This window comes from Bradyrhizobium sp. USDA 4532 (genome assembly GCF_024171315.1).
Lineage (GTDB): Bacteria > Pseudomonadota > Alphaproteobacteria > Rhizobiales > Xanthobacteraceae > Bradyrhizobium > Bradyrhizobium australafricanum.
Genome location: NZ_JALJZN010000001.1, coordinates 2,626,284 through 2,650,212, shown reverse-complemented (window position 1 = coordinate 2,650,212; position 23,929 = coordinate 2,626,284). Strand labels below are relative to the sequence as shown.

Here is a 23,929-nt window from a genome sequence, read left to right as displayed (position 1 = left end):
TCGCTCATCTATGCCGTCGCATGTTTCTAACTCCAGCGGATTGCAGCGCCTGATCGCGCAGCTTGCGCCTCTGCTGATCGTCTGCGCCGTGGTGTTCGCGCTGCCGGTGCTGCTCAACAACGACTTCCTGCTCAACAAGGTCGCGCGTTATCTGGTGCTGGGCATCCTCACGGTGTCGCTCGGGCTGTCCTGGGGATTCGGCGGCATCCTGAATCTCGGCCAGGCGATGAGCTTCGGGCTCGGCTCCTACGCCATGGCAATGGCGCTCAAGCTCAAGACCGTGCCGGTGCATACCGGAGCGAGCGGACTGCCGGACTTCATGGTCTGGAATAATGTCCAGCATTTGCCGTGGTTCTGGGAGCCGTTCCGCTCGCTGACCTTCGCGATCGCCGCGGGCCTGATCGTGCCGGCGCTGGTTGCGGCGGCGCTCGGCTGGTTCATGTTCCGGGGCCGCGTCACCGGCGTCTATGTCTCGATCATCACGCTCGCCACCATGGTGGTGATCAATCTCGTGATCATCGACCAGCAGAGCTACACCGGCGGCTTCAACGGCATCACCGATCTCGCCCAGCTCGAGATCTTCGGCGTCGCGTTCGATGCCTATGGCCGGGCTACCTATTATCTCGTTGCCAGCTGTGTCCTGCTCAGCCTGCTTGTCGCCTTTGCCTTCACGAGAACCAAGGCCGGACTGATCGTGCAGGCGATCCGCGACCATGAGAGCAGGGTGCGCTACTTCGGCTACGACGTCGCGCTCTACCAGATCTTCGTGTTCGCGCTGTCGGCGGCGATCGCGGGCCTTGCCGGCATGCTCTACACGGTGGTGATGGAGTTTGCCTCGCCGACCTTCCTCGGCGTGCAGCTCTCTCTTTCGGTGGTGGTGTGGTGCGCTGTCGGCGGCCGGCAGAGCCTGGTCGGTGCGTTCCTTGGCGCAGTGCTGGTGGCGGGCATGCAGGGCGCGCTGTCGGAGTCAGCGGCGTTCCTGGAAACCTGGACGCTGGTGATGGGCGCGCTGTTCGTGCTCGTGGTGCTGTTTTTGCCGAAGGGGCTCGCCGGCCTTGCGCAGGTCGTGCTGCGCTGGATCGTGCAGCGCCGCCATGCGGCCGCGGGCGGGGTGGCGCAAGGCGTCGGCCAGACGGAGGGCAGCACATGAGCTCCCATCTCGATCTCCGCGACGTGTCGGTCAGCTTCAACGGTTTCAAGGCGCTCAATTCACTCAACATGAGCGTGCGCAAGGGCGAGCTGCGGTGCCTGATCGGGCCGAACGGCGCGGGCAAGACCACCGCGCTGGACATCATCTGCGGCAAGGTCAAGCCGAGCGCCGGCACGGTGAGCTTCGATGGCACCGCGCTGCAGGATCTTGAGGAATACGAAATCGCCCGCGCCGGCGTCGGCCGCAAATTCCAGGTGCCGAGCGTGTTCCGCGAGCTGTCGGTCTCCGAGAACCTCGAAGTGGCGCGGGCGCGTCGCACCTCCGTGCTTGGCAATTTGCGCTGGAACATCGGCAATTCAGGACGCGAGCAGGTCGAGCGTCTGGCCGAGCTGGTCGGGCTCACCGAGCAGCTCGACCGGCCGGCCGCCTATCTGTCGCACGGTCAGACCCAGTGGCTGGAGATCGGCATGCTGGTCGCCCAGGACGCCGAGCTGATCCTGATGGACGAGCCTACCGCGGGCATGACGGCGCAGGAAACCCGCAAGACCGCCGAACTGTTCGCACGGCTGAAGGGCAAGCACACGCTGATCGTGGTCGAGCACGACATGGGCTTCGTCAAGGCGATCGGCGACATCATCTCCGTGATGCATATGGGCCAGATGCTGGCCGAGGGCACCGCGGCAGAAGTCGAGGCGCATCCGGAAGTGCGCCGCGCCTATCTCGGATCGGGAGGCATCAGCCATGCTTGAGCTGACCGACGTCGACGCCTTCTACGGCAACAGCCGCGCCCTGCAGGGCATCAACCTGATGGTTGGCAATGGCGAATTCCTCTCGGTGCTCGGCCGCAACGGCGTCGGCAAGACCACGCTGATGCGAAGCATCCTCGGCCTGATGGACCGGTGCACCGGACGGCTATCGCTCGACGGTGCCGACATCTCGCCGCTGCGGACCTATCAGCGCGCCAAGGCCGGTATTGCCTACGTGCCGCAGGGCCGCGGGATTTTGCCGAAGTTCACTGTGCGGGAAAACCTGACGCTCGGGACCTTTGCCGCGAGATCTGCCAACGGCATCGAGGAGTGGGTGCTCGAGCTGTTTCCGGTACTCAAGGACTTTCTCAATCGCTATGGCGGCAATCTCTCCGGCGGCCAGCAGCAGCAGCTTGCGATCGCGCGGGCGCTGCTGGCCAAGCCCAAGGTCATCCTGCTGGACGAGCCGACCGAGGGCATCCAGCCGAACATCGTCGAGCAGATCGAGGACGTGATCGTCAGTCTCAATCGCGAGCGCGGCATCACGGTCGTGCTGGTCGAACAGAATGTCGCGTTCGCGCGGCGCGCGTCTCACCGCTTCGCGCTGCTCGAAAAGGGACGCGTCGTCGCCAAGGGCGCGATCGGTGAGCTCACCGATGATCTCATCCAGCTGCACATGGCCGTGTAGCGGGAATTATCGCTCAGGAAAGGGAGTCGAGACATGTTGCATGGAGACATATCGAGCAGCAAGGACACGGTCGGCGTTGCCGTGGTGAACTACAAGATGCCGCGCCTGCACACCAAGGCCGAGGTGCTGGATAACGCGCGCAACATCGCCAAGATGGTCGAGGGCATGAAACTCGGCCTTCCGGGCATGGACCTCGTGATCTTCCCGGAATACTCGACCCACGGCATCATGTACGACTCCAAGGAGATGTACGAGACGGCGTCGTCCGTGCCGGGCGAGGAGACCCGCATCTTCGCGGACGCCTGCCGCAAAGCGAAGGTCTGGGGTGTGTTCTCGCTGACCGGCGAGCGCCACGAGGAGCATCCCAACAAGGCGCCGTACAACACCCTGATCCTGATGAACGACAAGGGCGAGATCGTCCAGAAGTACCGCAAGATCATGCCGTGGGTACCGATCGAGGGCTGGTATCCCGGCGATTGCACCTACGTCTCGGACGGGCCGAAGGGGCTGAAGATCAGCCTGATCATCTGCGACGACGGCAACTATCCGGAGATCTGGCGTGACTGCGCGATGCGCGGTGCCGAGCTGATCGTGCGCTGCCAGGGCTACATGTATCCGGCCAAGGAGCAGCAGATCCAGATATCGAAGTCGATGGCCTGGGCCAACAACTGCTACGTCGCGGTCGCCAACGCCTCTGGCTTCGACGGCGTCTATTCCTACTTCGGCCATTCCGCGCTCATCGGTTTCGACGGAAGGACGCTCGGCGAGTGCGGCACGGAGGAGAACGGCATCCAGTACGCGCAGCTCTCGGTGTCGCTGATCCGCGACGCCCGCCGCAACATGCAGTCGCAGAACCATCTCTTCAAGCTGATGCACCGCGGCTATACCGGCCTGATCAACTCCGGCGACGGCGATCGGGGGCACGCGGTCTGCCCCTACACCTTCTACAAGAACTGGATCACGGACCCCGAGGGCACCCGGGAAATGGTCGAGGCCATGACCCGTCCGACCGTCGGAACCGACGAATGCCCGATCGAGGGCATTCCGAACCAGAAAGTCGCACATCGTTGAGTGACATCGATGATCGGCGCCGGCGCGATGTTTCGCGCCGGCGTGGTTCGATGCAACGGCGGACACTTCCTCGCGGAGGAAACAGGGGGACATCATGAGCGGTCAATCGAATAGCGGGCTGGTTCAGCAGACCGAAGGGCAGATCGACGACCTTCTCGGCCATGAATTCGAGCACGAGCCGGTGCCGATGAGCGCCCGGCGCAGCGCCTTCTCGGTCACGATGGTGTGGCTGGGCTTTCCGATGATCATCACCGGCGCGATGACCGGATCGCTGTTGGTGCTGGGCATGGGGTTCAAGAATGCACTGGTGGCGATGATCGTCGGCAATTTGATCATGTTCGCCTATGTGGGCGCGCTCGGCCTGATCGGCACCCGGCGCGGCATGAACTTCGCGCTGATCGCCAGCATCGTGTTCGGAAAGAAGGGCTACGTGCTGGCGTCGGGCCTGCTGTCGACCCTGCTGCTCGGCTGGTATGCGGTGCAGACCGGCATCACCGGCGCATTGATCTCCTCGACCTACGGCCTCAATTATGTGGCGATGACCATCGTCGCCGGCGTGCTCTATATCGGGATCACCTTCGTCGGCGTGAAGGGATTGCACTGGATCGGGCTGGCGTCGGTGCCGCTGTTTGTCGTGCTTGGCCTCTGGGTCGCGGCCGATGCCGCCTCGACCACGACGTCGGCGGCGATCTTCGGCTATGCCGGCAACAATGGCGTCGCCAGCATGTCGATGGGCGTCGGGCTTACCGTGGTGCTCGCGCTGTTCATCGACGCAGGCACGGTGACGGCGGACTTCAATCGCTGGGCGCCGAGCACGCGGTCCTCGCTGTTTGCCACGTTCAGCGCGTTTCCGTTCGCCAATCTGGTCGCGATGCTGGTCGGCGGCGTGATGACGGCGGCGCTCGCCGTGCCGAACGCCAACCCGTTCGGTGTCGACAACATGTTCGGCTACATGAACGGCAAGCAGCTCACCTGGCTCAGCATCCTCGCATTCATCTTCCTCTATGCCAATCTCGGCTCGGTCTGCTCGCATTGCCTGTACAACGCGGCCACCGGCTGGTCGCGCATCCTCGGGACCAATATGCGGCTGATGGCGGTGGTGCTCGGCGCGCTTGGCATCCTGGTTGCTGCCGGCAATGTCTGGGCGTTCTTCATACAGTGGCTGTCGCTGCTCGGCATCCTCGTGCCGCCGATCGGTGCGATCATTCTGGTCGATCAGTATCTGCTACGGGCCGAGGCGCGTGCGGACGTCGACTGGCGTGCGAAGCCGTTCATCGCCTGGGGCATCGGGTCGCTGTTTGCCTTTGCGGTTGAAAACCTGATGCCGGGACTGTCCACTGCGATCTCCGCCGCGGTGGTCGCAGGCATCGTGTACGGTGCGATCGCACGGGTGGAGTCTCCGACTGAAAAGGTGGCGCGTCCGGCGTAAGCGATCAGCTCGATCAAGCAAGAAGGGTACATCAATGAGCGTCGACTATCAGATCCATGATCTCGGCAATTTGACCTTGCAGCGCGGCGCGACCATTCGCGACTGCAAGCTCGCCTACAAGACCTATGGCCAGCTCAACGCAGCCAAGGACAACGTCATCGTCTATCCGACCTGGTACTCCGGCCAGCACTACGACAATGAATGGCTGATCGGACCGGGCAGGGCGCTCGACCCGGCAAAGTACTTCATCATCATCCCGAACATGCTCGGCAACGGGCTGTCGTCGTCGCCGAGCAACACGCCGGAACCGTATAATGGACCGCGTTTTCCGCAGGTGACGGCCTATGACAATGTGCGCGCCCAGCACCGGCTGGTGACCGAGAAATTCGGCATCAAGCACATCCGTCTGGTGGTCGGCTGGTCGATGGGCGCGCTGCAGACGTTCCATTGGGGCGCGCTCTATCCCGATATGATGGATCTCCTGGCGCCGTTCTGCGGCTCGGCCAAATGCTCGCGGCACAACTTCGTGTTTCTCGAAGGCGTCAAGGCGGCACTCACCGCGGATGCTGCGTGGAAGGAGGGCTGGTACACCGACAAGCCGGCCCGCGGCCTGCGCGCCGCCGCGCGTGTCTATGCCGGCTGGGGCTTTTCACAGGCCTTCTATCGCGAGCAACTCGACATCAAGACGCTGGGCTATTCGTCGCTGGAGGATTTCCTGGTGGCGTTCTGGGAAGGCTTCTTCCTGCCCAAGGATCCCAACAACCTGCTGACCATGCTGTGGACCTGGCAGCACGGCGACATCAGCGACAACGAAATCTACAACGGCGACTTCAAGGCCGCGCTGCGGGCGATCAAGGCCAAGGCCTATGTCATGCCGGGTCAGACCGATCTCTATTTCCCGCCGGAGGATAGCGAGTTCGAGGTCGAGAACATGCCGAACGCCAAGTTCGTGCCGGTACCGTCGATCTGGGGCCACTTCGCCGGCGGGCCGGGGACCAATCCGGTCGATGTCGACTTCATCGACAGCAAGCTCAAGGAGCTGCTCGCATCGTGATATCGACCGGTTGCGAACGGCTGCCTGCGCGATCATGGGAGGCGTGAGCTTGTCCAATCCCGCTTTGCTGCTTGATCAGTACCGCATCCGGGAAGAGCCGTATTACCGGCCGCTCAAGGATGAGGTCGAACTGTTCGGTGCGGCCTATGCCAACCGCATGCCGGTGATGCTGAAAGGGCCCACCGGCTGCGGCAAGACCCGCTTCATCGAATATATGGCATGGCGGCTCGGCCGCCCGCTGATTACGGTCGCCTGCCACGAGGACATGACGGCGGCGGATCTCGTGGGGCGCTGGCTGCTCGACGCAGAGGGCACGGTGTGGAGCGACGGGCCGCTCACCACAGCGGTGCGCCTTGGCGCGATCTGTTACCTCGACGAGATCGTCGAGGCGCGCCAGGACACGACGGTCGTGATCCATCCCTTGACCGACGATCGTCGTGTGCTGCCGCTGGAAAAGCGCGGTGAATTGATCCACGCCCATTCCGACTTCCAGCTCGTGATTTCCTACAATCCGGGCTACCAGAGCGCGATCAAGGACCTCAAGGAATCCACCAAGCAGCGCTTCGCGGCGCTGGATTTCGGCTATCCTGATCGGCCGGCCGAAACCGAGGTGGTGTCGCGCGAAGCCGGTATCGAGCCGAACCTCGCCGATCTCCTGGTGAAGATCGCCCAGCACAGCCGCAACCTGAAAGGCCAGGGGCTCGACGAAGGTGCCTCGACCCGGATGCTGGTCAATGCCGGCCGACTGATCGGATGCGGCATCAGCCTCGAAAAGGCCTGCGAGACCACGATCGTCGTTCCCCTGACCGATGATGCGGACACCAGGAACACGTTGCGCGACGTGATCTCGGCCTGTGGGTAAGTGGAAGATTGCAGGTGGCGGTCGCGCAAATCAGTTCGCTCGATAGCTTCCGGTCCGGACGTCGGCTTGCGGCACTCTTGCGCGGCCATGACGATGTAGCTGCGGCGGTGCAGACAGCGCGTACCGCTCTGCAGCGAACTGGTTGGTTCGATCACCTGGCGGTCTGGGACGAGGCCGTGCACGCCCTGTTCGAGGCCAATCTCGGTCAAGCCGTGGTGCAGGGTTTTCTGCGTCTATCGGAGCAATGGCCGGCGCAGCGATCGGCCGATGATCTGATCGCGATCGGCCGCGCGGTCAGGGACATCGGCTGCGGTGCCGGAAGCCGCGTCGCCCATGCCTTGCTGACCGAATTGTCCAAGGTGCTGCCCCGGCTTGCGGGTGCAGGAGAACTCACCGCGGTTCTCGCCGCGCTCGACGAACTCGCAGCCACCGGGCCGGAGTCGGCGGGGCTCGCGATCGGCCGGCTGGGGCAGTTTCTGACGCATGCCGGCGGCGAGGAGTTTGCGGCGTGGGTCTCCGCTGGCTTGCGCGCCAGTGGCAGTCGCGCATCGCGCCGCCGCGCCTATTTCGCGCTCGACGATCAGCTTTCGGCGCAGCTGTTCGCAGCCGGTCGGAGCGGGGATGATTTCGCGCGGCTGGAGAAGCGCCTCGCTGCAACCACGATCGCGTTGTGGAACAGAAAGCCGCGTTTCCGCAAACTTGCCGTTGCACCGACGCCGGTGCCGCGGCGGACCTCGCTCGCCGCCGGCCTCGTCGGTCTTCCGCAGACCTTTCCCGGCTTCGAGGGCGAGGCGGCCGACGCCGTCTATCTCGCGGCGGTCTCGCATGCCGGCGCGCATCTGGTGCATTCCACCGTCCGCTTTCCGGTGCGACGACTGAAGGCGCTGCAGATCGCGCTGGTCTCGCTGATCGAGGATGCCCGGGTCGAGGCGCTGGCGCTCTACCAGATGCCGGGGCTGCGCCGGCTGTGGCTGCCATTTCACAGCGCGACGCCAGCCGGCCAGGCAACCGCAGCCGGACTGATGATGCGGCTGGCGCGGGCGCTGATCGATCCCGATTATCAGGATCCGGATGCGTGGGTGACCAAGGGGCGGACGCTGTTTGCCGCTGCCGCCGGCCGCTGGACCGATCCCGCCATCAGCCGCGAGATCGGTGGTTTGCTCGGCAACGACATCGGTCAGATGCGGCTGCAGTTCAACGCCAAGAGCTACGTCGTCGAACCTGCCTATCGCGACGACAATCTGGCGCTGTGGGATTTCGGCGACCAGCGGGACAGTCCGGCCGAGACGATCGAACTTGCCGTCGATTCCGTCCGGATCGAGCGGCGCGACGATGCGGGTGGTCAGCCGGCCGACGACAACGCCAGGCCGGACGAGACGCTGCGCGCGAAGGCCAGCGCGGTAACGCTGCTGGACGGGTTTCCGGTCGCGACCTACCCGGAATGGGACTATGCGGCGCGTACCGAGCGGCCGGACTGGACCACGATTCTGGAAGCCGATGCCGCCGTTTCCGCACAGCCCTTCGATTCCTCGACGGACGCCGACGCGATGCGCTGGATCACGGAGTTGACCCGCGACGCGTCGATCGGCCGCCGGATCAGACACAAGGGCCAGCGCGACGGCGACGCGCTCGACATTGACGCGGCGATCGCCCTGACGATCGAGCGGCGCACCGGCAATATCAGCGAGCCCAGGGTTTACCAGCGCGATGCGCCGGGACCGCGCGATCTCGCCATCCTGCTGCTCTTGGACCTGTCGCAATCGACCGCCGACCGTGACCGCCGCGGCCGGACGGTCCTCGACGTCGAACGCAAGGCGGCTGCGATCATGGCGGCGGCGGTCGAGGCCGCCAATGATGCGATCGCGGTGCATGGTTTCAGCTCCGACGGCCGCGAGCGCGTGCGCTATCTGCGCATCAAAGGCTTTGCGGAGCCGATGGATGCCGTGGTTCGTTCACGTCTCGCGGGTCTTGGCAGCAGCCATTCCACGCGGCTGGGCGCGGCATTGCGCCATGCCGGGGGCTACCTCGCGGAACGACGCGCGTTCCGGAAAGTGCTGCTGGTTCTGACTGACGGCGAGCCGTCCGACGTCGACGTGCCGGACAGGCAATATCTCGTCGAGGACGCCCGCCGGGCCGCGCAGCAGCTGCGGCGGCGCGGCACCGATATCTTTGCCTTCGGCATCGGTGAGCAAAGATTTCCCCAGCTCGATCGGATTTTCGGCGAGCGCTATGCGCTCCGGGTGCCGCGCATCGAGGTGTTGCCGCAACGGGTGATGCAGCTCTACGCGGAACTGAAGAAATAGACGACCGGCTCTAGCCCGTTGCCCGGGGCAGGGAGCCCTTCGCGGTGATCTCCGCCGAAAGTTCCTCGATCGTCTTGCGCTGCTCCATGGCGGCGCGGCGGATCAGCGCAAACGCAGCCGGCTCGGCCAGCGCATGGCTGTGCATGACCTGAAGGACCGCGGCAAGCACGACGCGGCGGGATCGCAGCCGCTGCTCCAGCTTGAGCACCTGCTGCTTGAGCTCGCTGGTGCGCTCGCTTCGCTCGAAAGCCAGGACGAGCGCGGCATAGATGCCGGCCGATCGCAGTGGCTTCACCAGGAATGACGCCGGATCGAGGTCGAGCACCAGCTTCAGACGGCTTGGCGTCTCGGTGCCGAGCAGGGCGATGACCGGGCTTCGTCCAAGCGACGTCCGCTGTGCCGGCGAGGTGAGCGGCAGGAACTCGTCATCGATCAGCGTCACGTCGGGACGGCAGTCGATACTGGCACCGGGCTCCCATATGACGATCTCGATCCCGAGGCGCTCGAACTGCCGCCTGACGATCGAGGCATCGCGCTCATCCTTGATGGCGACGAGCGCCTTGCGGCCCCGCAGCGAAAATGAAGACGGTTTGCTCATTTCACAACCCGCAAATGCGGCGCATTCGGCAACGTTCCATCCCTTGCCGGGCTGGCGGCGATGTCGAGCTGCGTCAGATAGGGATCCGGTCTAACCGGCGCTTCAGCTTCCCAGAAGATGTCAAACTGTCCTTCGGCGTTCGAGACGGCCAGCCGCGGCGTCAGGACGCAGTGGTTGTTGCTGCCGTCGATCCAGACCGGACCTTGCGGCGAATTGTAGCGATGGCCGGCCGCCGCGCGCCGCACCTCGCCGATATCGGATGTGCCCGCGCGCTGCAGCGCCCGGGCCAGCAGATAGACCGCGACATAGGCGGATTGCCCGTCGACGGACGGGCTGCTGTGCTCGCCGTGGCGCGCCTTCCAGCGCGCCACGAAGGCCCGGTTCTCGGGCAGGCGAATGCTCTCGAAATAGGCCGACGATGTGATGCATCCGGCCGATGCAGGACCCGCGATCTTGAGCTCGGGCTCGCACAGGCTGCAGCTCAGCATCGGGATCTCGAGGCCAGCCGCGGCGGTCGCCGCATGAAAGGCGCGGATGAAGTCGTAACTCGAACTGCCGACCAAGGTGTTGAAGACGACCGGCGGCCGGCGCCGCACGATCTCGTCCACGATGTGCGTGACCGCGCTTTCACCAAGTTCGAGCAGGCGTTCGGCGAGAATGCGTCCTTTGGCCGCCGTCACCAGCTCGCGGGTGACGCGATTGGTTTCCCAGGTCCAGACGTAGTTGGAGCCGACACAGAAGATCTCGCGCGACAGATTATCGAGCACGTAACGCACCAGCGGCAGTACATTGTGATTGGGTGAGGCGCCTACATAGATGACATTGTCGGAGCATTCGAACCCCTCGTAGCGCGCCGGATACCAGAGCAGGCGGTCGGTACGCTCGACGATCGGCAGCACCTGCTTGCGCGAGGCCGAGGTGTAGCAGCCGATGATATGCTCGACGCCGACGTTGCGAATGAGGTCGTCGCAGACCGTGTGGTACTCCGAAATGATTCCGCGGGGATCGCGGACATGCGCCGATATCGCGAAGTCGAATTCGTCCTGATTGTTGATTTCGTCGACCGCCATCATGGCGCTCTTCAGGATCTCGCGTCCCATGGCCTGATAGGGCCCGTGCTGCGAGCAGATGATGCCGACTGGAATGGAGGGCTTGGTCATTGAGTACTTTCGGCCGCGCAACGCATCAAGGAAATCATCTTCGCAGAGGTCGGTGCAAGAGGTCATGCCGATTTGCTGCGCATGCACCTCGCGAAATTTGTGCAGCCAGCCTCGTTGACAACGCGCTGCACACCTCCTTAGAATTTTCTCCTACAGGGCTTCCTGTCGAACCTTGCGTGCGTCGATCTGGCCGATGACGTCCCGATCGCCGCGCAGAGTGCTCCGTTCGACTCCGGACCCATGCGATAGTTCATAGCCGCGGCATTTGGGCCATTCGTCACCTTCGTTTCGGAGGGGCGGGTGGTTTTTTGCTTTTGCCGCTAAACAAATTGGCGACACGTCCGTGCCGCCAAGCCGGAGGCGCATGCGCGGTGATGGGCAGTGCCTGCGCTTGCGTCATGTCAAGTGCGGGGATGAGAAACGATGCCGACGACGGATCTTCACTATCTCGGGCTCATTGAGATCGGGCAGCAAATCCAGGCCAAAAAGCTCTCGCCGGTCGAGGTGACCAAGGCGATGCTCGGGCGGATCGAGCAGCTCGACGGCAAGCTCAAGAGCTACGCCTATGTGATGGGCGAGGCGGCGCTGGCCGAAGCGGCGGCAGCCGAGAAGGACATCGCGTCCGGCAAGATCAAGGGACCGCTCCACGGCGTGCCGATCGCCGTCAAGGATTTGTGCTGGGCCAAGGGCGCTCCGGCCGCGCATGGCATGACCATTCACCGGGACTTCCGGCCGAGCGAGGATGCCACGGTCGTCGCGAGATTGAAGGATGCCGGCGCTGTCATCCTCGGCAAGCTGCAGCAGACCGAGGGCGCCTATGCCGACCATCACCCGAAGATCGATCCGCCGAAGAATCCGTGGAATGCGGATTTGTGGTCGGGCGCATCGTCGAGCGGTTCCGGCGTCGCCACCGCCGCGGGGCTTTGCTTCGGCTCGCTTGGCACCGATACGGGCGGCTCGATCCGTTTTCCATCGGCCGCCAACGGCATCACCGGGCTGAAGCCGACCTGGGGACGCGTGAGCCGTTATGGCGCGTTCGAACTCGCGGCAACGCTCGATCACATCGGGCCGATGGCGCGCAGCGCGGCCGATTGCGGCGCGATCCTCGCCGTGATTGCCGGCCAGGATCCCAAGGACACCACCTCCGTGCCGCTGCCTGTGCCGAACTATCTCGCCGGCCTGTCCGGCGATTTGCGCGGCGTGACGATCGGGGTTGATCGGCGCTGGACCATCGAAGGCACCGACGAGGCTGCCGGCAAGGTGCTCAGCGAAGGGCTGCGCGTTGCTGCCGATCTGGGCGCGAAGATCAAGGACATCACGTTTCCTGATCCCAAGGCCGTCATCGAGGACTGGTTCCCCTTGTGCGGCATCGAAGTGGCGGTCGCGCACGAAGAGACCTATCCCGCACGCAAGGACGAATATGGTCCGGCGCTCGCCGGCCTGCTCGATCTCGGCCGGGCGCAATCCGGCATGAATTACCAGAAGATCGTGCTGCGGCGCGAAGCGTTCCGCGGCGCGGTGCGGCTGTTGTTCGAGACGGTCGATCTGATCGCCGTTCCGGCCCAGGCGTTCGCTGCGCCGACATTGGCCAAGATGGCGGCGCTGGGTGAGGATCCGTCGCTGATTACCGGGCTGCTGCGCTTCACCTGTCCGTTCGACATGACCGGCAGCCCGACCGTGACGCTTCCCGGCGGCTTCGCGCCGAACGGCGGGCCGATCGCCTTCCAGTTCGTCGGCCGCCACTTCGACGAAGCAAGCCTCGTTCGCGCGGGCGATGCCTTCCAGCGCGTCACCGACTGGCACAAGCGCCATCCCGCGATCTGAATTGAGGAGCCGACCGCATGACCGAAGATTGGTTGAAGAGTTCCATCATGGCCAAGCGCGCCCTTGCCAAGGGCGCGATCGGTACGACCCATAGCCTGACGATCGAGCAGCAGGGTGGCTTCCATTACGTCTATGGGCCCTATGCCAAGCCGACCCTGTCGATCGACCCGGGTGGGGTCGTCGTTGTCGAAACCGAAGACGCCTTCGGCGGCGTGCTCACCAGCGAAAGCGACAGTCCTACGGCGAAGCTGAACTTCCCCTATCTGAACCCGCAATGCGGGCCGATCGCGGTCAAGGGCGCCAAGAAGGGTGATTGCCTCGCCGTCCATATCCGCGACGTCGAGACCCGCGGCGCGCAGCCGGCCGGAACGACCTGCATCATTCCGGAGTTCGGCGGCCTGGTCGGGACCGCATCCACGGCGCTGCTCAACCCGCCGCTGCCGGAACGCGTCAGGAAGCTGCATGTCGACCGCAACGGCGTGCGTTGGAACGACAAGATCACGCTGCCCTATGAACCGTTCATCGGCACGATCGGCGTCTCGCCAGAGATCGAGGCGATCTCCTCGCTGCAGCCCGATTATCACGGCGGCAACATGGACCTGCCCGACGTTGCACCGGGCGCGATCATCTATCTGCCGGTGCATGCCGAAGGCGGGCTACTCTATGTCGGCGACTGCCACGCCACACAGGGCGATGGCGAGCTCTCGGGCGTCGCGCTGGAGCAGCGCGCGACGGTGACGCTGCAGATCGATCTGATCAAGAACTGGAGCTTCGCCTGGCCGCGGCTCGAGACGCGCGACTTCATCATGACGATCGGCAGCGCGCGCCCGCTCGAGGACGCGGCGCGCATCGCCTATCGCGAGCTCGTGCGCTGGATGAGCGCCGATTACGGCTTCGACGAGATCGACGCCTACATGCTGCTCAGCCAGGCCGGCCGCATGCGGCTCGGCAACATGGTCGATCCTAAATACACGATGGGGGCGTCGATCCTGAAGAATTACCTCAAGGCGTGACTTCAAAACATCCTTCAACGACAGAGGACATCGCGATGTATTCGGGGCGTATAGTCGGAATGGCTTTGCTTGGTACAATGCTCGGGACCGCGGCAATAGGTGCCGCCCAGGCGGCGGAGCCGCCGCTGAAGGTCGGCTTGCTGGAGGACGTCTCCGGCGATCTCGCCTTCATGGGCATGCCGAAGCTGCACGGCTCGCAGCTGGCGGTCGAGGAGATCAACAAGAGCGGCGGCATTCTCGGCCGGCAGATCGAACTGATTCATCTCGATCCCCAGGGTGACAATGCCCGCTATCAGGAGTTCGGCCGACGGCTGCTCAATCGCGACAAGGTCGACGTGCTGATCGGTGGCATCACCTCGGCATCGCGCGAGGCATTGCGCCCGATCGTCGATCGCACCACCACGCCGTACTTCTATACGAACCAGTATGAAGGCGGTGTCTGCGACGCCAGCATGATCAGCATGGGTGCGGTGCCGGAGCAGCAGTTCTCAACCCTGATCCCCTGGATGGTCCAGAAGTTCGGCAAGAAGGTCTACGTCATCGCAGCCGACTACAATTTCGGCCAGATCTCCGCGGAGTGGAACCGCAAGATCATGAAGGACCTCGGCGGCGAGGTCGTGGGCGAGGAATTCATCCCGCTCGGCGTGTCGCAGTTCGCGCAGACGATCCAGAACATCCAGAAGGCCAAGCCGGACTGGCTGCTGACGATCAATGTCGGCGCGGCGCAGGACTCGTTCTTCGAGCAGGCGGCCGCGGCCAACCTCAACCTGCCGATGGGCTCTTCGATCAAGATCATGCTCGGCTTCGAGCACAAGCGGTTCAAGCCGCCGGCGCTCAACAACATGCATGCGACCGCGAACTGGTTCGAGGAGATCGATACCCCCGAAGCCAACGACTTCAAGAAGCGCTGGCACGCAAAATTCCCCGACGAGCTTTACATCAACGACATGGGCTACAACGCCTATAACGCGCTCTACATGTACAAGGCGCTGGTCGAGAAGGCCAAGTCGACCAAGCTCGAGGACATGCGCAAGGTGATCGCAACGGGGGATGCCTGCATCGAGGCTCCCGAGGGCAAGGTCTGCATCGACCCGAAGAGCCAGCATACGTCGCACCGCATGCGCCTGATCTCGGTCGGGCCCAAGCATGAGGTGACGGTGGAGAAGGACTACGGCACCATCCAGCCTTACTGGCTTGGCGAGATCGGCTGCGACCTCACCAAGAAGAACGACAAGGATCAGTACACGCCGAGTCATCTTCCCAGCAAGTCGTGATGCGCGCAGGCACGAATCTTGCTCGTGTTTGCACCGCGGCTTTGAGGCGAGCCGGCGCCGCAATGATGCGGCGCCGCGATCAGGGAGACCGGAATGTCGGCTGAACTTTTCTCGGTATTCTATCAGTTCGCCGATGTCTTCGCGTTCCTCATCCTGTCGGCGGCGGGCCTGGCCATCGTGTTCGGCATGATGGGCGTCATCAACATGGCGCATGGCGAGTTCATCATGTGCGGCGCCTACGTCACCGTGGGGCTCGTGAATCTCGGCGTGCCGCTTCCGATCGCGCAGATCCTGGCCGCGCTGACGGCGGGGATCATCGGCATGATCGTCGAGTACCTCGTCGTGCGGCGCTTCTACAAGCGACCGCTCGACTCGCTGCTCGCGACCTGGGGCCTCAGTCTGATCGTGACGCAGTCGATGCTGCTGATCGTCGGCTCCGCGGTGCGCGGTATTGGCACGCCGGAAGGAAGCTTCGCGATCGGGGGCTACACGTTTTCGACCTACCGGCTGGTGCTGTTTGCCTGTGCGGTAGCGGTCCTTGCGGGCCTCTACATCATCTTCATGAAGACGCGCTTTGGCGTGATCGCGCGCGCCACGATGCAGAACGCGGCGATGGCCAAGGCGCTCGGCGCGCGCACCGGGCGGATCTATTCCATCAGCTTCGGCATCGGCACCGCGCTCGCGGGGCTCTGCGGCGCGCTCTACGCGCCGACCATGACGCTGATCCCGACCATGGGCGCGACCTTTGTGGTCGAGAGCTTCGTCACCGTGGTGATCGGCGGCGCCAATGTCCTGCTCGGAACCGCGCCGGCCGCGGTGTTCCTGGCGATGATCCGAATGGCATTGAATGCCAGCTACGGGCAGATCATCGGCCAGATCGGCATGCTGTTTGCTGTCATCCTGATCATACGTGTGCTGCCCGAGGGACTATCCAGCGTGCTGGTTCGTCGTGGGCGCTAGACGGGAATTTCTGATGTTGAAGCTGCTCGAGGGCCCGCAGACGCTCGGACGCGGGAAGATCTTCTGGTCCTGCTTCCTCGCCGTGCTGGCCGGGGCGCTGATCTATCCGCTGTTCGCCGATTCCTATGATGTCGGCAATTTCGCCTACTTCCTGATCTGGATCTTCATGGCGCTCGGCCTCTGCCTGATGTGGGGATACGGCGGCATGCTGTCGTTCGGCCAGACCTTCTTCTTCGGCATCGCCGGCTACGGCTATGGCGTGCTCGCCATCAATATGGGCGGGGGAACGACCACGATCGCCGCGCTGGTTCTCTCCGTGGTCATCGCGATGATCGCGGCCGGGATCCTCGGTTACTTCATGATCTGGGGCGGCATCAGCGGGATTTTCTTCGGCATCGTGACGTTGTCGGCGACGCTAGTGCTTGCCTTCTTCCTCGGGCAGACCGCGGGGCCCGAATGGCATATCGGTCCGGCTCGGCTGAACGGCTTCAACGGCATGAAGGGAATGGACCCGCTCACGGTCGGCGACTTCGACATCGAGGGCTCGGCGCTCTATTACGTCATGATCGCGCTGATCGTGATCGTCTACATCGCGCTGCGCATGCTGGTGAACTCGAGCGTAGGCAACGTGATCGTGGCGACGCGGGAAAATCCGCAGCGCGCCGAGATGCTCGGCTATGACGTCCGCAAGTATCAGCTTCTGACCTTCGTGATCGGCAGCGGCCTCGCAGGGTTGAGCGGCGCACTGTACACGTCGTGGGGGCAGTTCATCACGCCATCCAGCATCGGCCTGCCGGCGGCGGCGATGCCGATCGTGTGGGTGGCGTTCTCCGGACGCAACGATCTGACCGCGACCCTGGTCGGATCGTTCCTGCTGCTGTTCGGCTTTCAGACCATCACGGTCTACAGCCAGCAAGCGGCGCTGGTGCTGATGGGCGTTCTGCTGCTCGCCACCGTGATGCTGGCGCCGCAGGGCTTCGTGCTCGGCATTGGCAAGCTCGTCGTCGATTGGTGGACCAGGCGTCGGCGCCGCGACGAAGCCCCCGCGCTGGCCGACACCGCCCGCCTGCAATCCGATGAGACCTGAATCATGGCGCTGGTCGATGTGAAAGGTGTCTCCAAGCGTTTCGGTGGATTGACCGCCGTCTCCGACGTCGACCTGACGGTCAATGCCGGCGAGGTGCACTGCCTGATCGGGCCCAACGGGGCCGGGAAGAGCACGCTGTTCAAATTGATCGTCGGGCTCTATCCGCCGACCACGGGCAGCATCTTCTTCGACTCGATCGATATCACCGCCGAGCGGCCCTACGCGCGGGTGCAGCGCGGCATGAGCATCAAGATGCAGGCGCCGAGCGTGTTCAAGGAGCTGCCGGTGCGGCAGAACATCCAGATCGCGCTGCAGGAACGCATTTCGGGCGCGGAATGCCGTGCTGAAGAGGAGCGGCTGCTCGCGTTGCTCAATCTGGCTGACGATAGCGGCAAGCTCGCCGGTGCGCTGTCGCACGGCCAGCAGCAATGGCTGGAGATCGGGATGGCGCTGGCGCTGCAGCCGCAGCTGCTGCTGCTGGACGAGCCGACCGCCGGCATGTCGCCGGAAGAGACTTTCAAGACCGGCGAGCTGATCAAGTCGTTCAATGCCGAGGGCATGACCGTCCTGGTCGTCGAGCACGACATGGCGTTCGTGCGTCAGGTCGCCCAGCGCGTTACCGTTCTGCATCTTGGCAAGATCTTCGCGCGCGGCAGCTTGGAGGCGATTTTGGAAGACGAGAAGGTCGCGGAAATCTATCTGGGTAAGACTCATGCCCACTGATCGCATTCTGGAGGTGTCGGGGCTTTGGGCGGGCTACGGCGCGACGCCGATCCTGCAAGGCGTCAGCATGTCGGTTTCGCGCGGCGAGATCGTCGGCGTGATCGGCCGCAACGGCGTCGGCAAGTCGACCCTGATGCGGTGCCTGATCGGCCTGCTGCAGACCTGGCGCGGCACCATCAGCTTCATGGATCAGGATGTCACGCAGCTCGAGGCCGATGCGCGGGCGCGCGCCGGCTTCGGCTACATCCCGCAGGGCCGCGACGTGTTTCCACAAATGAGCGTCGAGGAGAATTTGCAGGTCGGCGAGTTGATCGGCGGGCCCGAAGGCAAGAAGCTGCCCGAGCTCGTCTACGAGTATTTTCCACGCCTGAGGGAGCGCCGGCGCCAGATCGCGGGCACCATGTCGGGCGGCGAGCAGCAGCAGCTTGCGATCGGCCGCGCGCTGATCGGCAATCCGGCGCTGATGATCCTCGACGAGCCGTCGGAGGGCATCCAGCCGTCGATCGTGCAGCATATTTGCGAGGCGCTGAAATCGTTCCGAGCGGAGCTCGGGACCACGATCGTGTTCGTGGAGCAGAACCTCGACACCATCCTGGAGATCGCGCAGCGCTGCTACATCATGGAGAAGGGCAAGATCACGCGATCGCTGGCCGGTGAGGAGGTCAACGCGGACAACGTTCGCGCGCAGCTGTTGCTGTGATCGACCGCGCGATGCGGTGAAGATCAGTGCGTTGCATAATTGATAATAATGGAGGGAATGGACATGGATCTCGGACTCAAGGGAGCAAAGGCTCTCGTTACCGGCAGCACCAAGGGCATCGGCAGGGCGATCGCCGACACGTTCGCCGCCGAGGGCGCCAATGTCGGCATCTGTGCGCGCAACCAGGGCGACGTCGACGCTGCGGTCACAGCGCTCAAGGCCAAGGGCGTTTCGGCGTTCGGTAGTGCCGTCGACGTCTCAAACGGGCCGGCCCTGAAGGCCTGGGTCGCCGACATGGCGTCCAAGCTCGGCGGCATCGATGTCGTGGTCGCCAATGTCAGCGCGTTGTCGATCGGGCAGGACGAGGAGAGCTGGGAGAAGGAATTCTCCACCGACATGATGGGGACGGTGCGCCTCGTCAACGCGGCGATGCCGTATCTGGAGAAGAGCGGCGCCGCCGCGATCGTCACCATCTCGAGCGTGTCGGGACGCGAGGTCGATTTTGCCAGCGGTCCCTACGGTACGTTCAAGGCGGCGATCATCCACTACACGCAGGGCCTTGCCTACCAGCTCGCGGCCAAGGGCATCCGGGCCAATTCGGTATCACCGGGCAACACCTACTTCGAGGGTGGCGTCTGGAACATGATCAAGGACGGCAATCCCGAACTGTACAAGACCGCACTGGCGCTCAACCCGACCGGCCGCATGGGCACGCCGCAGGAGATGGCGAACGCCGCTGTGTTCCTGGCGAGCAAAGCGGCGAGCTTCATCACCGGGACCAACCTCGTGGTGGACGGCGCGTTGACGCGCGGCGTCCAGTTCTAGGCGGGGCGCGCCGTCAGCAAAGCCGCGTGATCGCCGCCCGCGGCGGCGGTCCGGACAGGCATATTCCGATAACAGCAGGGCGTCAGATGTCAGCGGATTCATTGCACTACAAATCCATCATCGAAGTCTCCGAGCTCATTCGCCGCAAGGAGGCGAAGCCGTCGGAGATCACCGAGGCAATGCTGGGCCGGATTGCGAAGCTGGATGGACAGTTTCACGGTTATGCGCTGGTCCTAGCGGAGCGAGCGATGGCCCAGGCCAAGCAGTACGACGCGGAGATCGCCAAGGGTTTCTGGCGTGGCCCGCTGCATGGCGTTCCGATCGGGCTGAAGGACCTCTGCTACACCTCGTTTGCACCGACCGCGGGCGGCACCACGATTCACGCCAAATTCGTACCGTCCTTCAATGCCACGATCGTGGACCGGCTCGAAGTCGCCGGCGCGGTGACGCTCGGCAAGCTGAAGATGACGGAGGGGGCCTATACCAGCCACCATCCTGCAATCCAGGCCCCGCTCAACCCGTGGAATGTGAACTACTGGGTCGGCTCCTCATCGACCGGATCGGGCGCCGCGACCGCGGCGGGGCTCTGCTACGGCTCGATCGGCAGCGACACCGGCGGCTCGATCCGCTTTCCGTCGGCGACCTGCGGGTTGACCGGGATCAAGCCGACCTGGGGGCGGGTCAGCCGCTACGGCGTCTTCCCGCTGGCCGACTCGCTCGATCACGTCGGGCCGATGTGCCGGAGCGCTGCGGATGCCGCGGCGATGCTCGGCGTCATCGCGGGCGCTGATATCAACGACCCGACCGCCTTGCGGGCTCCAGTGCCGAACTATCTGGCTGGAGCGGGCGACAGCATCAGGGGCCTCAGGATCGGTGTTGACCGCAGGTACACCCAGGAGGGCATCGACCGGCAGGTCGTCGCTGCGCTGGTGCAAGCCGAGCGCACGCTCGCCGATCTCGGCGCCGACATCCGCGAGGTGCATTTCCCGCCTTACCAGAAGCTCGTCAGCCAATGGATTGCGATGTGCTCGGTCGAGACGGCTGAGGCGCATCTGGACACCTACCCGTCGCGCAAGTCGGAATACGGACCCGATCTCGCGCAGCTGATCGAGCAGGGCCGGGCGACGAGCGGCGTCGATATTGCCGCGATCCATCATGAACGGTTGAAGTTCAGCGGCAGCCTCGCCGCCATGTTCGAAGATATCGACCTGCTGCTGATCCCGACGATGCCGGTACCGATCCCGACGCTCACCAAGATGAGCGAATACGGTGCCGACCCCAATATCCTCCTGAGCATTCTGCGCTTCACGGCGGTGTTCGATTTCTCGGGCAGCCCGACTATTACCTTGCCGATGGGCATGGCCTCGGACCAGATGCCGCTCAGCATGCAATTGGTCGGCCCGCATCTGTCCGAAGACGTGCTGGTCCGCGCTGGCGCCGCGTTACAGTCGGTGACGGACTGGCATGCGCGGCGGCCGCCGATCGAATAGGCACCGCTAGCCTGTCTTGTCGACATTCCAGAACAGCGGCACCGGCGCCCGGACGATGTCCTTCAGCGCCTTGCGCGTCGCGGCCGGTTGATTGTACTGCCCGGTCGGGACGTGGGTGACCACCTCGTAGGCGCGTGCCTGGATCTTGTCGGCCAGCGCCTTCTGGTCCGGCGGCGCCGCGGTGCGGGCAAAGCTGTCGCGCAGCCGCTCGAGCTCGGCGTTCTCGACCCAGCCGAAGAAGCCGCCGTTCTTGCCCTTGCCGTTGACGCAGGCGTTGCCGATCGGATTGACAAGGTCGGCGCTGGCCCAGGTCGAATGGTAGAGCGACCAGCCGCCCTCGGCCGGCATCGACTGCTTGGCGCGCCGCGCCACCACCGAACCCCAATCCATCGCGAGCAGGTTGACGTTCATGCCGATCGAACGCAGCGCCTCGGCGGTGACCGTGCCGAGCGCGGTGATGATCGGGGCGTCGGTCGCGTGCAGGATCGTGATCTGCTCGCCCTTGTAGCCGCCCTGCTTGAGCAACTCCCTGGCTTTCGCGGTGTCCGCCTTGGTCGACCATCCGACCGCGCTTTCGAACGGCGTGCCGGCGACGAAGATTGCCGGCGTGATCTTGTAGTAATCGGGATTGCCGATCTGGGTGTCGAGCCAGTCGTTCTGGTTCACCGCGTGCAGCACGGCCTGGCGGATCTCCGGCCGGTCGAACGGCGGCACCAGCCAGTTCATCCGGCACATGCCAGAGAAGCCGAGCGTGTTGTAATCGGTCAGCTCGACATTGGAGGCGCGCGCAAGCATCGGATGATGGTCGTGCGGCGGCACCTCGAAATAGTCGATCTCGTTGTTGACAAGCGCGTTGGTCGCGATCTGGAAGTCCGGCACGCTGATCCATTCATAGCGGCCGATCTTGACGACCTTGCCGCCGCCGGTGCCGTCGGACGGCTCGTCGCGGGAAACGTAGTCCGGGTTTTTCTCATAGGCGGCCTTGACGCCGGGCTGGAATTCCGCCGTCACGAAGCGGAATGGTCCGGAGCCGAGATGATCTGATATGGCCTGGTCGGCGGGCGTCGCGGCGATCCGCGCCGGCACGATGAAGGGCACGTTGGCGGTCGGCTTGCCGAGCGCCGCCAGCACGAAGCCGCAGGGCTCCTTCAGCACCATGCGGAAGCTGCGCTCGTCGACCGCCTTCAGTTCGGCAATGAATTCGAACAGTTTCTGGCCCATCGTGTCGCGCTTGGCCCAGCGCTGCAGCGAGGGGATGACGTCGGCCGACGTCACCGCGCTGCGGTCATGGAATTTGAGGCCGGGCCGCAGGCGGAAGGTGTAGGTCAGGCCGTCGGCGGAGACCTCCCAGGCCTCGACCATCTGCGGCTTGATCTCGAATTTCGAATTGGTCGAGAACAGCGTGTCGTAGATCATGTAGCCGTGGTTGCGCGCGGTCCACGCCGTCGTCATGATCGGATCGGTGACGCGCAGCGGCGCGTGCATGACGGCCGTGATCGTCTTCGAACTGGCCCGCACGATGCGCGGCATCGCAATGCCGAGGCTTGCTCCCGCACTGATCTGCAACAGACGGCGGCGGTTGATCGGTGGTCCCATGGTGTCCCCCTGTCGCAATCGGTCAGCTCTTGCCGGCAAGCCTGGCCGCGATCGCGCGATAGCCGCGCATCCACATGTGATCGAGATCGAGATCCATCGGCAGCGGCTGCGAGGAGACGCGTGCGATCACGGTCTCATTGGCCGGATCGATGTAGATCCACTGGCCATGGATGCCGACCGCGGCAAACGGCGTTTCGCGTCGATCGAGCGTGTACCACTTGTTGCGGTAGTTGCCGTTTGGAAACACTTTCGTCAGGTCGCCGCGCGACCAGGCCTCGGCATTGCCGTTCTGCCTGATGTCGTCGATCCACCAGCCGGGGACGACCTGTCGTCCGTTGCTGATGCCGTGATTGCGCATCATCTCGCCGAACCGGGTGAGATCCCGCAGTGTCGCGCAGATGCCGCCGGCGACGCGGCCGGCACCGCGTGAATCGACCGTGATGTAAGCGTCGTGCTCGGCGCCCATCGGCTGCCACAGATAGTGGGAGAGGATCTTTGCGTAGGACATGCCGCAGGCGCGCTCATAAACCCAGCCGAGCACATCGGTGTTGGTCGATACGTAGTGGAAGGTCTCTCCATGCGGTGCGCCGTTCGGTCGCAGCGTGCGCAGATAGTCGCGCAGATTGCTCGGCGGAATCGCCGGATCGGGCAGCTCCCAGCCGGTCGAGCGCCGGTAGTTCATGACGTCGCCGTCGCGCGCCATGTAATCCTCGTCGAAGCGGATGCCGACGCTCATGTCGAGCAGATGCCGCACCCTGCAGTCGCCGCCATAGACCGAGCCCTCCATCTCCGGGATGTAGCGCGTGACCGGCGCGTCGGGATCGAGCTTGCCGTGATCGGCGAGGATGCCGCCGAGCGTTCCGGCGACCGACTTGCTGACGGAGAAGATCAGGTGCGGGGTATCGGGCGTCAGGCCATGGGCATACCATTCGAACGCGACCTGTCCGCGATGCGACACCACGATGCCGTCGGTGTGGCTGGCGCGCAGCGCCTCGCCGACGCCGACCGTCTCGCCGCGCGGGTTGGCGAAGCTGAAGTCGTCGAGATAGCGCGGCGCAAAGGACAGTGGCGCCGGCGCTGCGGCGCGCGCGATGTTCGCGGTGGGCAGCAATTCGCGGACATTGCGGAATGCCCACTCGTTGAAGGGATGTTGGCGCCAGTTGGCGAGCGTGACCTGTTCGTCGGCCGCCGACGGGAAGGCGGCCATGATGCGACGCGAATTCATTCTTGATCCAGCAATGACATCGGATGATGCGCGAAAGTTCCGCATGGCTCGCGTCGCTCGCAATCAACCGGATGGTGGAGGGGGCCGTTGGGTTACTTCGGCGTAACCGTTTCCCCGGATGTGCGCTTCGTGCGTTTGGCCCGCAATTTGC

21 protein-coding genes are annotated in these 23,929 nt (G+C 64.2%); 17 read left to right on the top strand and 4 right to left on the bottom strand.

The genetic code is table 11. The annotated features are described in order from the left end of the window. The first annotated feature begins 10 nt into the window (after window positions 1-10). From urtC to J2R76_RS40795, 8 genes are all read left to right on the top strand, one after another. Window positions 11-1,150, top strand: a complete 1,140-nt coding sequence (gene urtC / locus J2R76_RS12805) for an urea ABC transporter permease subunit UrtC (RefSeq protein WP_253624091.1) — start codon at window positions 11-13, stop codon at window positions 1,148-1,150. Further along, window positions 1,147-1,899 (top strand): urea ABC transporter ATP-binding protein UrtD, encoded by a 753-nt coding sequence (gene urtD, locus J2R76_RS12800; RefSeq protein ID WP_253624090.1) that lies wholly within the window; start codon window positions 1,147-1,149, stop codon window positions 1,897-1,899. Before urtC ends, urtD begins: the two co-directional genes overlap by 4 nt. Then, entirely contained in the window at window positions 1,892-2,584 is a 693-nt protein-coding gene (gene urtE, locus J2R76_RS12795; protein WP_057015923.1) for an urea ABC transporter ATP-binding subunit UrtE, read from the top strand. Before urtD ends, urtE begins: the two co-directional genes overlap by 8 nt. A gap of 33 nt (window positions 2,585-2,617) precedes the next feature. Continuing rightward, window positions 2,618-3,655 carry an aliphatic amidase gene (locus J2R76_RS12790; RefSeq protein WP_028331418.1) on the top strand — a complete coding sequence of 346 codons (1,038 nt, stop codon included), beginning with the start codon at window positions 2,618-2,620 and terminating at the stop codon, window positions 3,653-3,655. A gap of 94 nt (window positions 3,656-3,749) precedes the next feature. Continuing rightward, entirely contained in the window at window positions 3,750-5,084 is a 1,335-nt protein-coding gene (locus J2R76_RS12785) for a cytosine permease (protein WP_225647403.1), read from the top strand. A 34-nt stretch (window positions 5,085-5,118) separates the two neighbouring features. Further along, a complete protein-coding gene (locus tag J2R76_RS12780) occupies window positions 5,119-6,138 on the top strand; it encodes an alpha/beta fold hydrolase (protein ID WP_057015925.1) in 1,020 nt (339 codons plus the stop codon). 34 nt (window positions 6,139-6,172) lie between these two features. Then, window positions 6,173-7,000 carry a CbbQ/NirQ/NorQ/GpvN family protein gene (locus J2R76_RS12775; protein WP_051002629.1) on the top strand — a complete coding sequence of 276 codons (828 nt, stop codon included), beginning with the start codon at window positions 6,173-6,175 and terminating at the stop codon, window positions 6,998-7,000. A 14-nt stretch (window positions 7,001-7,014) separates the two neighbouring features. Further along, entirely contained in the window at window positions 7,015-9,303 is a 2,289-nt protein-coding gene (locus J2R76_RS40795; RefSeq protein WP_253624089.1) for a VWA domain-containing protein, read from the top strand. A gap of 10 nt (window positions 9,304-9,313) precedes the next feature. On the opposite strand, the gene J2R76_RS12765 is transcribed toward J2R76_RS40795, so the two are convergent. Both J2R76_RS12765 and J2R76_RS12760 read right to left on the bottom strand, forming a co-directional pair. Continuing rightward, a complete protein-coding gene (locus J2R76_RS12765) occupies window positions 9,314-9,901 on the bottom strand; it encodes an ANTAR domain-containing response regulator (RefSeq protein WP_057015927.1) in 588 nt (195 codons plus the stop codon). Further along, the gene (locus J2R76_RS12760; RefSeq protein ID WP_057015928.1) at window positions 9,898-11,061 is read right to left on the bottom strand and encodes a transporter substrate-binding domain-containing protein; all 1,164 of its coding nucleotides are present in this window, start codon (window positions 11,059-11,061) and stop codon (window positions 9,898-9,900) included. Before J2R76_RS12760 ends, J2R76_RS12765 begins: the two co-directional genes overlap by 4 nt. Before the next feature lie 423 nt (window positions 11,062-11,484). Between J2R76_RS12760 and J2R76_RS12755 the strand changes: the two genes are divergently transcribed. The 9 genes from J2R76_RS12755 (at window position 11,485) to J2R76_RS12715 (ending at window position 20,957) form a co-directional block, all read left to right on the top strand. Then, window positions 11,485-12,885, top strand: a complete 1,401-nt coding sequence (locus J2R76_RS12755; protein WP_253624088.1) for an amidase — start codon at window positions 11,485-11,487, stop codon at window positions 12,883-12,885. Between the two features lie 17 nt (window positions 12,886-12,902). Beyond that, the gene (locus tag J2R76_RS12750; protein WP_253624087.1) at window positions 12,903-13,898 is read left to right on the top strand and encodes an acetamidase/formamidase family protein; all 996 of its coding nucleotides are present in this window, start codon (window positions 12,903-12,905) and stop codon (window positions 13,896-13,898) included. Window positions 13,899-13,957: 59 nt separating this feature from the next. Then, entirely contained in the window at window positions 13,958-15,172 is a 1,215-nt protein-coding gene (locus J2R76_RS12745; RefSeq protein ID WP_253624086.1) for an urea ABC transporter substrate-binding protein, read from the top strand. A 93-nt stretch (window positions 15,173-15,265) separates the two neighbouring features. Then, window positions 15,266-16,132 carry a branched-chain amino acid ABC transporter permease gene (locus J2R76_RS12740; protein ID WP_016845722.1) on the top strand — a complete coding sequence of 289 codons (867 nt, stop codon included), beginning with the start codon at window positions 15,266-15,268 and terminating at the stop codon, window positions 16,130-16,132. 13 nt (window positions 16,133-16,145) lie between these two features. Next, complete coding sequence (locus J2R76_RS12735) at window positions 16,146-17,219, top strand: branched-chain amino acid ABC transporter permease (protein WP_057015931.1); 1,074 nt, start codon at window positions 16,146-16,148, stop codon at window positions 17,217-17,219. A 3-nt stretch (window positions 17,220-17,222) separates the two neighbouring features. After that, the gene (locus J2R76_RS12730; RefSeq protein ID WP_018270850.1) at window positions 17,223-17,942 is read left to right on the top strand and encodes an ATP-binding cassette domain-containing protein; all 720 of its coding nucleotides are present in this window, start codon (window positions 17,223-17,225) and stop codon (window positions 17,940-17,942) included. Beyond that, window positions 17,932-18,642 (top strand): ABC transporter ATP-binding protein, encoded by a 711-nt coding sequence (locus J2R76_RS12725; RefSeq protein ID WP_016845725.1) that lies wholly within the window; start codon window positions 17,932-17,934, stop codon window positions 18,640-18,642. The genes J2R76_RS12730 and J2R76_RS12725 overlap by 11 nt, the downstream gene beginning before the upstream one ends. Window positions 18,643-18,705: 63 nt before the next feature. Beyond that, on the top strand, window positions 18,706-19,467 hold the full coding sequence (locus tag J2R76_RS12720) for an SDR family NAD(P)-dependent oxidoreductase (RefSeq protein ID WP_253624085.1): 762 nt from the start codon (window positions 18,706-18,708) through the stop codon (window positions 19,465-19,467). Window positions 19,468-19,553: 86 nt separating this feature from the next. Next, the gene (locus J2R76_RS12715; protein ID WP_253624084.1) at window positions 19,554-20,957 is read left to right on the top strand and encodes an amidase; all 1,404 of its coding nucleotides are present in this window, start codon (window positions 19,554-19,556) and stop codon (window positions 20,955-20,957) included. A gap of 6 nt (window positions 20,958-20,963) precedes the next feature. On the opposite strand, the gene J2R76_RS12710 is transcribed toward J2R76_RS12715, so the two are convergent. Continuing rightward, a complete protein-coding gene (locus tag J2R76_RS12710) occupies window positions 20,964-22,553 on the bottom strand; it encodes an ABC transporter substrate-binding protein (protein ID WP_253624083.1) in 1,590 nt (529 codons plus the stop codon). Between the two features lie 22 nt (window positions 22,554-22,575). Next, window positions 22,576-23,778 carry a serine hydrolase gene (locus J2R76_RS12705; protein WP_253624082.1) on the bottom strand — a complete coding sequence of 401 codons (1,203 nt, stop codon included), beginning with the start codon at window positions 23,776-23,778 and terminating at the stop codon, window positions 22,576-22,578. Window positions 23,779-23,929: the final 151 nt, after the last annotated feature.

What these genes read in the sequence shown, in the direction of transcription:
- urtC (WP_253624091.1), top strand. Translation starts at nt 11, where the DNA reads ATGCCGTCGCATGTTTCTAACTCCAGCGGATTGCAGCGCCTGATCGCG.
- urtD (WP_253624090.1), top strand. Translation starts at nt 1,147, where the DNA reads ATGAGCTCCCATCTCGATCTCCGCGACGTGTCGGTCAGCTTCAACGGT.
- urtE (WP_057015923.1), top strand. Translation starts at nt 1,892, where the DNA reads ATGCTTGAGCTGACCGACGTCGACGCCTTCTACGGCAACAGCCGCGCC.
- J2R76_RS12790 (WP_028331418.1), top strand. Translation starts at nt 2,618, where the DNA reads ATGTTGCATGGAGACATATCGAGCAGCAAGGACACGGTCGGCGTTGCC.
- J2R76_RS12785 (WP_225647403.1), top strand. Translation starts at nt 3,750, where the DNA reads ATGAGCGGTCAATCGAATAGCGGGCTGGTTCAGCAGACCGAAGGGCAG.
- J2R76_RS12780 (WP_057015925.1), top strand. Translation starts at nt 5,119, where the DNA reads ATGAGCGTCGACTATCAGATCCATGATCTCGGCAATTTGACCTTGCAG.
- J2R76_RS12775 (WP_051002629.1), top strand. Translation starts at nt 6,173, where the DNA reads ATGGGAGGCGTGAGCTTGTCCAATCCCGCTTTGCTGCTTGATCAGTAC.
- J2R76_RS12765 (WP_057015927.1), bottom strand. Translation starts at nt 9,901, where the DNA reads ATGAGCAAACCGTCTTCATTTTCGCTGCGGGGCCGCAAGGCGCTCGTC.
- J2R76_RS12760 (WP_057015928.1), bottom strand. Translation starts at nt 11,061, where the DNA reads ATGACCAAGCCCTCCATTCCAGTCGGCATCATCTGCTCGCAGCACGGG.
- J2R76_RS12755 (WP_253624088.1), top strand. Translation starts at nt 11,485, where the DNA reads ATGCCGACGACGGATCTTCACTATCTCGGGCTCATTGAGATCGGGCAG.
- J2R76_RS12750 (WP_253624087.1), top strand. Translation starts at nt 12,903, where the DNA reads ATGACCGAAGATTGGTTGAAGAGTTCCATCATGGCCAAGCGCGCCCTT.
- J2R76_RS12745 (WP_253624086.1), top strand. Translation starts at nt 13,958, where the DNA reads ATGGCTTTGCTTGGTACAATGCTCGGGACCGCGGCAATAGGTGCCGCC.
- J2R76_RS12740 (WP_016845722.1), top strand. Translation starts at nt 15,266, where the DNA reads ATGTCGGCTGAACTTTTCTCGGTATTCTATCAGTTCGCCGATGTCTTC.
- J2R76_RS12735 (WP_057015931.1), top strand. Translation starts at nt 16,146, where the DNA reads ATGTTGAAGCTGCTCGAGGGCCCGCAGACGCTCGGACGCGGGAAGATC.
- J2R76_RS12730 (WP_018270850.1), top strand. Translation starts at nt 17,223, where the DNA reads ATGGCGCTGGTCGATGTGAAAGGTGTCTCCAAGCGTTTCGGTGGATTG.
- J2R76_RS12725 (WP_016845725.1), top strand. Translation starts at nt 17,932, where the DNA reads ATGCCCACTGATCGCATTCTGGAGGTGTCGGGGCTTTGGGCGGGCTAC.
- J2R76_RS12720 (WP_253624085.1), top strand. Translation starts at nt 18,706, where the DNA reads ATGGATCTCGGACTCAAGGGAGCAAAGGCTCTCGTTACCGGCAGCACC.
- J2R76_RS12715 (WP_253624084.1), top strand. Translation starts at nt 19,554, where the DNA reads ATGTCAGCGGATTCATTGCACTACAAATCCATCATCGAAGTCTCCGAG.
- J2R76_RS12710 (WP_253624083.1), bottom strand. Translation starts at nt 22,553, where the DNA reads ATGGGACCACCGATCAACCGCCGCCGTCTGTTGCAGATCAGTGCGGGA.
- J2R76_RS12705 (WP_253624082.1), bottom strand. Translation starts at nt 23,778, where the DNA reads ATGAATTCGCGTCGCATCATGGCCGCCTTCCCGTCGGCGGCCGACGAA.